Source organism: Phyllobacterium endophyticum (assembly GCF_003010935.1).
In the GTDB taxonomy this organism is placed as follows: domain Bacteria; phylum Pseudomonadota; class Alphaproteobacteria; order Rhizobiales; family Rhizobiaceae; genus Phyllobacterium; species Phyllobacterium endophyticum.
The window spans coordinates 1540833-1554089 of the sequence record NZ_PGGN01000001.1 but is presented as its reverse complement, the minus strand read 5'-3'; the positions used below and the strand labels follow the sequence as shown (position 1 = coordinate 1554089).

Here is a 13257-nt window from a genome sequence, read left to right as displayed (position 1 = left end):
CAGTGTCAGCCGATGTGGAAGTTGCTGGCCGACAGTTGGAGGCCCCTGCTAAGAGTGGCGAACCGCACCGCTGCATCTCCTCCAACACCATCATGATCATAGAAAAGAGCACCATTCTTCTGATCATAGATAATCCGGTTGGATGGGGAGTCTGCGGCACTGCCGGTATGGAAGGCCTCGGCGGATAAGGGTCCGCCTGGCGCAAGCGCGGCAAAGATCGCCGGATCAAGCTGGATCATATCCTCGCTGGTGGAAAAATCGGTAATGGTATCGATATTATTGGGTGCGAGCAGACTATTAAAGACGAAAGTGTCTTGCCCTGCCCCGCCCGTCAGCCGATTATTGCCGGAATTGCCGGTGATCACATTGTCAAACGTGTTGCCTGTTCCATTGATCGCGGCCGAACCCGTCAAGGTAAGAGCCTCGACATCGCCCTCCGTCTGCGAATTCATATTGTAACTTACCGAACTGAGCACCAGATCATGGCCATTTGTCCCGCTTTCGATGACGCTGTCCTGGGAATCATCGACAATATAGGTGTCATCGCCGTCGCCGCCGGTCATGGTGTCGGCATTCGCCCCGCCGTCCAGAACGTTATTGCCGGAATTGCCCCTCAGAATATCCGGCTGTTTATAACCCGTAGCGTTGATATTGGCAGAACCGGTCAGCGTCACATGATAGAGATACGCGGCAATTCTGACCTGATGTTCTTTGGCGAGGCTGAAATCAACCGATGATTCGACGATATCCTTGTTGATGTAGTGACCATCTTTAGAATCAGCTGGCCCTGCATCAACGTAATCATCTTCATTATCGACGATAAATGTGTCGGAGCCGCTGCCGCCATACATTTTGTCAGCGCCCTTGCCGCCATCCAGTATATCGTCGCCATTGCCGCCATTGAGAATGTCATCGCCATCGCCGCCATAGATCGTGTCATTGCCATTGCCGCCATAGAGCGTGTCCTCGCCATCGCCGCCAAAAAGCCTGTTATTACCCGAATTACCGGTGATCACATTGCCGAACTCATTGCCGGTGCCCATAAGATCGGCACTGCTGGTCAGCGTCAGATTCTCGACCTGCCCCAGCACCGTTTTCTTCGAACCGAGATCGAAATCAATTGACGACCGGACCTCGTCGATACCATTGCCATTGGTATCGTCAACCACGTCGCCCGCGTCATCGACAAAATAAATGTCATTGCCGATGCCGCCGCGCATGATATCCGCCCCGAGCCCGCCATCAAGCTGATTATTGCCGGAATTGCCGGTGATCACATTGGCTAATCTGTTGCCCGTTCCATTGATCGCGTCTGACCCGGTCAAGGTAAGATCCTCGACATCGCCCTCCGCCTGCTTATTCATATTGAAACTGACCGAAGAAAGCACCAGATCATGGCCATTTGTCCCGCTTTCGATGACACTGTCACGGGAATCATCGACAATATAGGTGTCATCGCCATCGCCGCCGGTCATGGTATCGGCGCTTTGTCCACCGTCCAGAATGTTATTGCCAGAATTGCCCTTCAAAATATCCTTCTGGTGATAACCCGTAGCGTTGATATTGGCAGAACCGGTCAGCGTCAGAATATGGAGATATGCATCGCTGGCCTGCTTCGCATTGGCGAAGCTGAAATCGACGGAGGATTCGACGATATCCTGATTATAACCGGGCCCTGCATCAACAGAGTCACCTTCATTGTCGACGATAAAGGTGTCTCTCCCGGCACCGCCATACATTTTGTCAGCGCCCTTGCCGCCATCCAGTATGTCGTCGCCATTGCCGCCATTGAGAATGTCATTGCCATCGCCGCCATAGATCGTGTCATTGCCGTCGTTGCCGATGAGCGTATTATTACCGGAATTACCGGAGATCATATTTCCAAGCTCATTGCCGGTGCCCTTAAGATCGGCACTACCTAGCAGCGTCAGATTCTCGACCTCCCCGCGCACCGTTTTCTTCGAACCGAGATCGAAATCGATTGAAGACCGGACCTCGTCAATACCGTCGCCATTGGCCTCATCGACCACATCACGCGCATTATCGACGACATAGATGTCATTGCCGCTTCCGCCGCGCATGGTATCGGCCCCGAGCCCGCCATCAAGCGTGTCATTGCCAGCCTGACCCTCAAGAACATTATTGCCCGAATTGCCGGTGATCACATTTCCGAGCTCATTGCCGGTGCCGGTGAGATCAGTACTGCCGGTCAGCGTCAGATTTTCGACCTTCCCGAGCACCGCTTTTGCCGGAGCAAGGTCGAAATCGATCGAAGACCGGACCTCATCGATGCCGTCGCCACTGGCCTCATCGACCACATCACGCGCATTATCGACAACATAGATGTCATTGCCGCTGCCACCACGCATGGTATCGGCGCCCAGCCCGCCATCAAGCGTGTCATCGCCAGCCCGACCGTCGAGAACATTATCGCCGGAATTGCCGATGATCACATTTCCGAGCTCATTGCCGGTGCCCGTGAGTTCAGCACTGCCGGTCAGCGTCAGATTTTCGACCTTCCCGCGTGCCTGGGCAGAACCCAGGTCAAAACTGATCGAAGACCGGACCTCATCGATGTCGTCGCCATCGGCCTCATCGACAACGTCGCCTGCATTGTCGACGATATAAATGTCATTGCCGATGCCACCACGCATCGTATCGGCGCCGAACCCGCCATGAAGCGTGTCATCGCCAGCCCGACCATCGAGAACATTATCGCCGGAATTGCCGATGATCACATTCCCGAGCTCGTTGCCCGTGCCGGTGAGATCATCACCGCCGGTCAGCGTCAGATTCTCGACCTGCCCGCGTGCCTGGGCAGAACCGAGGTCAAAACTGATCGACGAGCGGACGCCATCGATACCGTTGCCGCCCTCCTCATTGACAACATCGCCAATCGAATTGATCACATAGATGTCGTTACCGCCCAAACCGGTGAGAACATTGTCGCCGGAATTGCCGGTCAGCACATTCTCGGACCCATTGCCGGTGCCATTGATGTTGGCGCTACCCGTCAGGGTCAGGTTCTCGATCTGCCCGTGCACCTGGGCTGAGGTCGCAAGATCGAAATCAGTCGACGAAACGATCGTGTCATTGCCGTCGGTGCCGGTCTCGTCAATCGTGTCGTCGGCGCTATTGATGATATATGTGTCATCACCATCGCCGCCGCGCAGGATATTCTTTCCCTTGCCGCCGTCGAGGATATTATTGCCGGAATTGCCGGTCAGCACATTGTCCAGCGCATTACCGGTCGCATCGATGTTTGTAGTTCCGGTGAGGGCAAGATTTTCGACATCACCCCCGGTATCGGCAAGGCTGTAGCTGACCGAGGATTTGACGAGATCGTTACCATTGCCGCCGGCTTCATCGACCTTATCGCCGCTATTGTCGACGATATAAGTATCGTTGCCTGTACCGCCACGCATCGTGTCGGCACCTGCGCCGCCATCAAGAATATCGTTGCCGCCTCTGCCGAAGAGAATATTATTGCCCGCATTGCCGGTGATCACATTATCAAGTTCATTGCCAGAGCCATCGATATCAGCCTTGCCCGTCAACAGCAGTTTATCGACATCGCCGACCGCCTGTTGTTGATTACCGAGATCGAAACTCACCGATGCCTCGACCAGATCGATGCCATCAGTGCCGCTTTCAACGACCTTGTCGCCAATGTTATCGACGATAAAGATATCGTCGCCATTGCCGCCAATCATGGTGTCGGCACCAGCACCGCCGTCAAGCACATCGTTTCCATCGCGGCCATCAAGGATATTATTGCCGGAATTGCCGGTAATGACATTGCCACGCCCGTTGCCGCTGCCATTCACATCGCCATTGCCGGTCAAGGCAAGGTTTTCGACCGAACCCTTCACATGGTTCGTATCGGTCAGATCAACGGTTACCGATGAATTGATGACATCCGTTCCAGATGTGCCCGTCTCATCCACTATGTCGCCCGCGTTATCGACGGCATAGCTGTCATCGCCATTGCCGCCGACCATCAAATCAGCGCCCCCGGCCCCGTCGATCAAATCATTGCCGGCGCCGCCACGCAGCACATTGTGCACAGCGTTACCGGTGATCACATTATCGCCGCTGCCGCCAATGGCATTTTCGATAACAGCGCCGTAGGCAATCGTCACATTGTTCTTCAATGTCCCGATATTGGAAAAATGGCCCTCGCGCAGATCGATTGCCTGCTTGGTCGAAAAGCCGGAAACGTCGAGTGTGTCGATGCCTCCGGCATCCCAAAGGGACATTATGGGAGCCGGATTTTTGGCAAAATCATAAATATCAAGGCCGGTATTGGTGTGAAAGCCATAGGTCGTATCGCCAAGTCTTGTCTTGGTGTTTGCTCCGTAAATGTGTTGAAGCGCAATGACATCATAAAGCAATGGCGTGTTGGCGCGGGCATCCCTGCCATTGTATTGCATTGCATAAGTGTTAAAATTAGTTACGGAAACAGGAAGATCGTTGCGTGTGCTATAGTCGGTTGGATCCACAAGACTGCCCCGCATGTGAGCAAAGCCAACCGTGTGGCCAACTTCATGAAATAATGTGCCGAACGCCTTTTGACCGTTGCGGATATTGTCATCGGTATAACCGTGCACGGTAATTAACCCGTGTCCGCGACCGATGGTGCCTGTGCCGCCGCCGCCCTGATCATCCAGTATCTGGATTTTAAAGTCGGCATCGTCCGTTTGTTTTCCAGGGGTGAGTTCTGTAAACGTTATGTTTGCGACGTCTGCGATTGACGCCAGCATCTGACGTACCGAATCGTAGTAGGTCGCGGTGGGAACAGCGAGAGCGGGCCCGCCCGAAGTTTTGTTCGTTTTACGGATGCCCCAAGTGACGTGCTCAGGCCTGTTATCCCAAGGGACACCTCTCTTTATGGCGCCGAGTGCCATGTCCATGTCCATGGCTGCATTATTATCGGTGGTATTGCTATTCGCAATTGCCGAAAGTCCATACTGGCCTTTCAGACCACTGCTATCGAGATAGAACACCCCGCTTCTCGGTGCTGTATATGTGATTGAAGTAATGCCCGGATCGCCGCCCGGTACCATTTGATTGATCGTTTGCTGAGGCTTTCCGTCAACCATGATATTATTTTGGTGCCAAGCGGCGTCTGTTTCGGGGATAAGATTTCCCTCGGAATCCCGCAGCTTAACGACCGTTTGTGTCGCCAGATCCGATTTTTTATCGCCAATGCCAACCACAGTGAAAGTATAAATCTTTCCCCTTTCAAGCGTGACCTTGTACCAGTCATGGTCTCCCGCATTTTCGAATTTTCCATGAACAAACTCGCCCCCGGTTGTTAGCGCGTTGGCAGGCACTTCGTAACTCGTATCCACGCCGGCAGCGGCATCGTTGGTTTCAATCATTGTCGGCATTTCGGGCCTCCCGGGATGATACTAATGTTGCAATCATCCCGCAGATTTTCACGAAATCCCATTTGAGAGTATGCCAACAATCTTGATTCACCGTATGGAGAAACCAGACAATGGGTCCGATATCCTCACGGATACAGACGCCATTGAATGCCGGTGTTCACGCCAGGTGCACAAAGATGAAAGGGCTGCCGATTGGCCACCCCAATTCGGCTATCGGAACTGACGGTCATGCCCCCGTGCGAATACCGTGCTCCGATTGCATCTTGATAAGCAGGTCGATAAAAGCTCGAACTTTGGTGGCGCGGTAGCGCGTCGCCGGAAAGACGGCGTGGATGCCAGCTGTCGGCACGCTCCATTCGGGTAAGATTTGTAAAAGACGGCCCTTCGAAATGTCCTCTGATACAAGATATTCGGGCAAGATTGCGAGCCCGCCCCCTGCCAACACCGCTCCGTAGACGGCGGGCATGGCGTCCACCATAATCGATGCAGAGGCATGCAAAGTCTTCACTTCGCCGTTCTGATTGGTCAATTCCCAGACATAAGGCTCTTCCAGAGCCGTATTTGCCACAAATGGCAATATACCCAAATCTTCCGGTTGCAGGATTTCAGCAGTCCTAGCGGCAAAGCCTGGTGAGCAAACCAGATAGCGGTGAATCGAGCCAATCCTGCGCGTCCGATGGCTGGAGTCCGCAAGGTCCCCGATGCGAATAGCAATGTCGATCTGTTCCGCGATAAGATCGTGACCTTTGTCGCTCAAGGTCACTGCGGCCCTGCAAGTAGGGTAGAGCTCCGTGAACTTTGCGACCGCCGGCACGATCAGGCAGTGCCCGTAGGCGACTGGTGCAACGATCCGCAGCAAACCCATGGGCATTTCAGTACCTTCGGCCAGTTCGTCAAATGCGAATTCGACTTCGCGAAGTATACTGCTGCAGCGGCTGTGAAACGCCCGTCCCGCATCGGTAAGATAGATCCGGCGGGTATTGCGCACCAACAGGGCCGTCCCTGCTTCCTCTTCCAGTTTCGCGACCTGCTGGCTCACGACCGCCTTCGTAATACCCAACTTATCGGCCGCAGCCGTAAACGAACCGGTGTCAACGACGGCGGCAAAATATGCCATCCGGTTAAAATTCATATGAAGTCTCATGATACGCAATGCCGTTTCAGTTTTAGTTTCCTAGTCTGTCGAGCCGATCCGCATCGCTTGCGCTGCAAAAATCCCGCTGACTGAGACGGCGAGCGTTCGTCTAAATTGAAGTTCTGGGATCGCATTCCTGAAAGCAGTCCAGTTATCATTCCGCGTCGCGCGAGCAAATCCAGACTTTAGGTGCATAGTTGCACGGCCGACCAGGGACCACGGCCTGCAGGCGTCGTCGACTGGAGGAACCCGCTTCCCGCATCCGCAGTGAACTGCCTCAGGTTTCCCGGGAACTTGCGGAGATGACTTCGGGAACAAGTGTGCTTGAACGTAAGCCGCGTAGGAGATGTGCTCTTGTGTCAACGCTCGACCGACTTACTCGCCTGTCAGCCATCTGCACTTACATGCGAGGCTGAGAAGTTGCTCCGGATCGGCGTATGGCATGCCACGTCAGATGGCTTTGAAGCCGGCGTTGCCGGAAACGATCGTGGGTATGCGTGCCTTTCATGCCAGGTTATATGCATTGTAATATTTGCACCTCCGTTGTAGTAAGCGCATATTGACGAATATTGAATATTTTTGAGGTACTTATGAATTGCCTGATAAATCAAATCGAATTGGCTGGTTCAGCACTTTCTGAACGTCGATAATCCCTCTCGTTATTAAAACTGCCAACCCGCGCTATCGGGAGAGCGATATTTCGCCTCCACGTGCAGGTTTCTCCTAAATTTCCTGAATTCACCAATTTTATACAGGATATTCCATTTTGCATAAGACGTACTTAGCCATTGCTCTCGCCCTTTTTTCCTCGACCACATCCAGTCACGCACAGGAATCCGCTCTTGAGGGAACGTCGATCCTACTGGACACCATCACGATCACCGGCAACTGGTTAGACCAGCCGAATGCCGAAAAGGTCCTGAAACATCCCGGCGCTCGCACAATCATTGACCGCAAGCAATTCGAAGAAGGCGGCGCTAGCAACATACGCGACGTACTCAGGATGGTCCCTGGAGTGCAGGTACAAGACAGCAATGGTACGGGGGGAAGTGACGTGTCGCTCAATCTGGGCGTGCGTGGACTGGCCTCGCGTCTGTCACCAAGATCCACCGTATTAATGGACGGCGTTCCGCTCTCCTATGCACCCTACGGCCAGCCGCAGTTGTCGCTCTTCCCGCTTACATCCGGGAACATCGAAGCGGTCGATGTCGTACGCGGAGCAGGTTCTGTACGCTACGGACCGCAAAATGTCGGCGGTATCATCAATTTCGTCACCCGTCCGATTCCTGAGGATTTCAGCGCGGAAGTCTCATCGGGTGCTGACATCGTCGGAGGCAATGGCAACGTCAAGGCAACGCCGAATTTCTTCATCGGCGGCACACATGATAGCGGCTACGGCGGTGCTATACTTTATTCCGGCATCCACGGAAAAGGTTATCGGGATGGTAACGACAAGTCCGACATCGACGACATCATCCTGAAGGGTGCCTATGAGTTTTCCGATACGGACAAGCTGGCTATCCAGTTCCATCACTATGAAGGCGGAGGCAGGATGCCGGGCGGCCTGACAGCGAAGGAATATGCAGAGGACCCATACCAGTCCAAGCGCCGTTATGACGAATTCACCGGCCGGCGCGACGACATTTCCCTGCGTTATCAACATGACGATGGAGAGAACAATTTCGAGCTGTTGACTTATTATGTCGACTCTTTCCGCGGCAGCCATGTGGAACAACAAGGCACGGGCGCCAACGCCAATCGGTATCGCCTTAACGCCGCTCCACGCGACTATGAATATTTTGGCATAGAACCACGCTATTCCCGGCTGTTTGAAACTGGCCCTGTAACTCAGGAGGTGACGATCGGTTATCGCTATTTACGGGAGGAAAGCTCCGAGACTGCTTCCCGCACTGCATTTTATGACCGGTCGTCCGGCATCGATCCGAACGATCTTGCCCAAGGCATCTATCAAACAAGCAAAGGCGGAACGACCGCGCATGCCGTCTATATCGACGACAAGATCGAAATTGGAAAATGGACGGTTACACCCGGCATTCGCTACGAAATGATCGATACGCATAATAACGTTACGGATTTCAATAATGGCAATGTGACCAGGGCAATCACTCCGGAGATAGATGCAAGCGAGGCGCTGCCGACGATATCGCTGGCCTACAAAGTCGACGGTTCATGGACACTGTTTGCCAATGCCGGTGTTTCCTTTGGTCCGCAACAATACAGCCACCTCGCATCAACAACCGAAGGTCTGCATCCGGAAAAGGCCACAACCTACGAAGTTGGCACCCACTACCTCGGCGAAAATTGGAGCGCCGAGCTGACCGTTTTCAACATTGATTTCGACGAAGAACTCTTTCTTGGAAGGTCTGTTTTCGGTGAGGGCGTTTGGACGAATCTTGGAGCCACGCAACATCGTGGTGTGGAATTCGCAGGCCGTTATGATCTGAGCGACCTTTCTCCTGCACTCGATGGCCTGTCCTTGTCGGCGACCTACACATATACGGACGCTACTTATGAGGCAGGCGCATTCGAAGGTCGTGATCTTCCATTATATTCCCACCACGTCGGTTCGATAGGTGCGCGCTATCAATACGACGATTGGGTCCTCAACGCCGACATTCTCGCTCAGTCAAAACAGCATGCCCCCGGGAATGCCGTTGAGGGGGCAACCTACGTGACGGAGGAGGATTCGACGGGGCGGTATGGCGATATTCCTGGCTATGCAACGGTGAATATGCGTTTGGCATATCAGCCTGAGGGTAAAAAGCATGCCCCGAAATTGGCATTTGGGGTGAAGAACCTGTTTGACAAGGAATATTTCACACGTGCGATCGACAACAATGGCGGCAAGTTCGTCGGCCAAGCGCGCACCTTCTTTGTTAGTGCATCAGTGGCGTTTTGATAACGGGCCGTAAGAAACCGAGCAGGGCTAAAATGATCGATCTCACCCGGCGCAGGATAAATTTTGCCCTGGCAGCAGCTACGCTGACCAGGCTTCTTCCGGCGGTCAGCACCGCCAACGCACATGACGGGGTTCGCGTCATCGCACATCGATTGGGCTCCACCGAGATCACGGGCACGCCAATCCGCGCGGTCGCGCTCGAGTTTTCCTTTGTCCAAGCAATGGATGCACTCGGTTTGGCTCCGATCGGCATCGCTGACGATAATCAACCACTGCGTATTCAGCAGTTGCTCGGCAAAAAAGTCGACTATAGCTCTGTTGGGACCCGACTTGAGCCAAATCTCGAACTGGTCAGCGCATTGGCTCCGGATCTGATTATCGCCGACGAAGTGCGCCATACGGCTATCTACGGGCAGCTCAGCGCAATCGCGCCAACGATTGTGCTCAATAGCTGGGAAGGAGGTTACCAGACGATAAAGGACAATGTCCTGGTCATCGCCTATGCATTGGGGGATAAATCAGAAGGCGGTAAGGCAATTGCCGAACATGAGGCAGTCATCGCCAGCCTAGTGGCACAAATTCCTGCAGGCGAGAAGCGGCGATTCCTGCTCGCCGTTGCCGGTACCGGTTCCATGAGCCTCCATACGTCGTCCTCGTTCACCGGTTCAGTCTTCAAGGCCATTGGGTTGATCCCGGCCATTGAGTCACTTGATGCCGTTGAAAGTGGCGCCGGACTGGAGCGGCTGATCGCCGTCAATCCCGACGTTCTGCTGATTGCAACCGATCCCGGTGGCACCGTCTTTGATCAGTGGAAGGACAATGAAGCCTTCGTAAATATTTCCGCGGTCAAGGAGGGGAAAGTCTTCGAGGTCGACCGCAATCAGTTCTCCCGCTTCCGCGGGCTGAAGACGGCGGAGATGATTGCAAGGGAAGTTCTTGCAAAGGTCTATAGTGACAGTTGAACCGCAATGAGCCGGGAACGTGCGCACCCGATGGCGCGCAACAGCAGCAAGCCAGTCCTTATCGGGTGTTTGCTCGCTATTGGGCTCGCAGCCATAATGATTACATCGGTTTCGGTTGGCGTTTCCAAATTGCCGATACATCGTGCGCTTGCCCTGCTTGCCTCGCCGGATGGTACACCGGACAGCGCGCTGATCTGGAATGTGCGTATGCCGCGTATTGTCCTTGCGCTACTTGTCGGCGCGAACTTGGCAATGGCGGGTGTTCTTATCCAGACACTGACACGCAATCCACTGGCATCGCCTCAGACATTCGGTATCAATGCCGGAGCGTCGCTGGCTATTGTCCTCTGCCTCATTGCTCTGCCACAAATGGGAGGTGCCAGCACCGTCTGGCCCGCATTTGCGGGTGCTGCGGCAGTTGGACTGGCCATGTGGGCACTTTCCGTCTCGGGGACCATCACCGACATGAAACTGGCACTTGCCGGCATCTCCATACAACTGGTGCTTGCTGCCCTCGTGCAGGCAATCCTGATTGCGAACAACGCCGCACAGGATATCCTCTACTGGCTGGCAGGGTCGATCAACGGAGCGCAGTGGGGAGAGGTTCGAATCATTCTGCCGTTCACCGTCATGGGCGGTGGGGCCGCGCTCCTCGCCGGACGGCATTTCGGGGTTTTGGAGCTTGATGAAACAACGGGGCTTTCGCTCGGCCAGAATGCGAAGCGCGTTGGTGGCCTTGCAGCCTTTCTCATCGTCGTTCTTGCGGGTTCCGCCGTCGCGGTCAGCGGTCCAATCGGTTTTATCGGTCTTCTGGTGCCACACTTTGTGCGGCGTCTTGCTGGCGGTGATCAACTTACATTGATCGTACTCAGCGCCATAGCCGGCCCCCTCTTGCTCAATTCGGCTGATCTTCTCGGGCGCATCGCGGCATTCCCTGCAGAAATGCCGGTCGGCATTGTCACCGCTCTCCTTGGCGCGCCGGCATTTCTCTTGATTCTGTGGAGGCAAAGGGCGAAATGAGCACCATGACCGGAACCGACATGCGTGCATTGGTGGTCTGCATTGCTGTCGCCGTTCTCATCGCGGCAATTGCAATGCTCGCGATGGCGGTCGGCGCGGTGCCCTTGAGTATCGGACAGGTGCTTGATGGCATTGGCGGCGGCAAGAACGCATTCATCGTCACTCAGTACCGCGCACCACGCGTGGTGATTTCAATCCTCTCGGGAGCGTCGTTTGGGATTGCTGGCGTTCTTCTACAAGGCGCGCTTCGCAATCCGCTTGCGTCACCCGACGTCGTTGGTATCACGAAATGGGCAGGGCTAGGCGCTTTTCTGGCGGGGCTTATGACACCTGCGGCCTGGGCCATCTGGGCGATACCGGCAGGCGTCATGCTGGGCGCCATCAGTGGTGCAGCACTCCTGCTGGCATTAGGTCGCAGTTTTGGTGGGGGCATGACAGCGCTCGCGCTTGTGGGAGTTGCGCTCGGTATGCTGGCACAGGCGCTGATGCAATATGTGATGATACTTTATCCGAGCAGGACAGACCAATCCATGGTCTGGCTCGCAGGCAGCGTCTATGGGAGTACAGTGGTAGACGTCCTTGCCCTGACCCTCTGGTTGCTGGCGTGCCTTCCGTTGGTGTTGCTGGCTGCCGCTCGCCTTGACGCTGGCGGCTTTGGTGACGACACGCTGATCAGCCTCGGGATGTCGCCGGGGCTAATGCGGAGCGGGCTTATACTCACATCGATTGCACTGTGCGCGGGCAGTGTCGCAAGCGTCGGCAGTATGGGCTTTCTGGGCCTGCTTGCACCGCACGCCGCGCGCCTGCTGGTTGGTTCGCGCGCAAAGCATCTATTGCCTGCGAGTGGGCTGATTGGAGCCTTGACGCTTTCTGTAGCTGATCTTATCGGACGGTTGATCGCGTTACCGAACGAAATTCCAGCGGGGATCGTAGCTGCTGTGATCGGCGGTCCTTATCTCATTTTTCTCCTCGTAAAGGAGGCCGGACGTCATGACTAGAACGATGCAATTCCGGCTATCGGGAGAACAGCTCACACTCGGCTATGCCGAAACCCAGGTACTTCGGGACATCGACGTTTCTATTCCGGATGGTCGGATCACCGCAATGATCGGGCCTAATGGCAGCGGCAAATCAACCTTACTAAAAGCACTCGGACGTTTTATACAACCCTTCAAAGGTGTGGTTTATCTTGACGGCAAGGAAATCTCGCAAATGTCTAGCCGGCAGGTAGCGCGAAAGCTCGCGCTTCTGCCACAGAGTCCGATATCGCCGGATGGATTGACCGTGCGGCAGCTCTGCCGTTTCGGTCGCCATCCTCATAAGGGATTATTTTCCCGCTTCAGCGGACATGATGAGGAGATGGTGGAAACAGCTCTTGCAGCGACCAGCATGACTGAGTTGGGCGAGCGTCCGCTTGATCGCCTTTCCGGCGGTCAACGTCAACGGGCGTGGATTGCTATGGCACTGGCCCAGGAAACCGCGATCCTGCTGCTTGACGAGCCCACGACCTATCTGGATATTGCCCACCAGTTCGATGTGCTTGAACTTCTAAAGGAGCTCAACCAGAAGCATGCCCGCACCGTGGTTATGGTCGTTCATGACCTCAATCACGCTGCTCAATATGCCGATCACATTATCGCAGTCGCGGACCGCCGTATTTATGCAGTCGGAAGTCCTGCCGACCTCTTGACGCAAAGCTTGATAAAATCCGTTTTTGGCGTCGAGGCGCATGTCATTCCGCACCCGATCAATGGAACACCCTTTTGCCTGCCTTATGCCTCGGTCAGCCACGCTTAATGCATTGTTTATATCGATCAGGATACCAGA

General features: G+C 54.7%; 7 protein-coding genes. 5 read left to right on the top strand and 2 right to left on the bottom strand.

Annotation, left to right across the window (positions count from 1 at the left end):
- Positions 1-5: 5 nt before the first annotated feature.
- Together CU100_RS07215 and CU100_RS07210 are read right to left on the bottom strand one after the other, a co-directional pair.
- Positions 6-5393 (bottom strand): M10 family metallopeptidase C-terminal domain-containing protein, encoded by a 5388-nt coding sequence (locus CU100_RS07215; protein WP_106715778.1) that lies wholly within the window; start codon positions 5391-5393, stop codon positions 6-8.
- A 226-nt stretch (positions 5394-5619) separates the two neighbouring features.
- Positions 5620-6525, bottom strand: coding sequence for a LysR family transcriptional regulator (locus tag CU100_RS07210; RefSeq protein WP_245418936.1), 906 nt, complete (start codon positions 6523-6525; stop codon positions 5620-5622).
- Positions 6526-7294: 769 nt separating this feature from the next.
- On the opposite strand from CU100_RS07210, the gene CU100_RS07205 reads away from it, so the two are divergent.
- From CU100_RS07205 to CU100_RS07185, 5 genes are read left to right on the top strand one after another with little or no spacing between them, the layout of a single operon-like run.
- On the top strand, positions 7295-9448 hold the full coding sequence (locus CU100_RS07205; RefSeq protein WP_210280711.1) for a TonB-dependent receptor family protein: 2154 nt from the start codon (positions 7295-7297) through the stop codon (positions 9446-9448).
- Between the two features lie 32 nt (positions 9449-9480).
- A complete protein-coding gene (locus CU100_RS07200) occupies positions 9481-10410 on the top strand; it encodes an ABC transporter substrate-binding protein (protein WP_106715775.1) in 930 nt (309 codons plus the stop codon).
- 6 nt (positions 10411-10416) lie between these two features.
- The gene (locus CU100_RS07195; RefSeq protein WP_106715774.1) at positions 10417-11430 is read left to right on the top strand and encodes a FecCD family ABC transporter permease; all 1014 of its coding nucleotides are present in this window, start codon (positions 10417-10419) and stop codon (positions 11428-11430) included.
- Complete coding sequence (locus tag CU100_RS07190) at positions 11427-12428, top strand: FecCD family ABC transporter permease (RefSeq protein WP_106715773.1); 1002 nt, start codon at positions 11427-11429, stop codon at positions 12426-12428. The genes CU100_RS07195 and CU100_RS07190 overlap by 4 nt, the downstream gene beginning before the upstream one ends.
- Entirely contained in the window at positions 12421-13227 is an 807-nt protein-coding gene (locus CU100_RS07185; RefSeq protein WP_106715772.1) for an ABC transporter ATP-binding protein, read from the top strand. Before CU100_RS07190 ends, CU100_RS07185 begins: the two co-directional genes overlap by 8 nt.
- Positions 13228-13257: the final 30 nt, after the last annotated feature.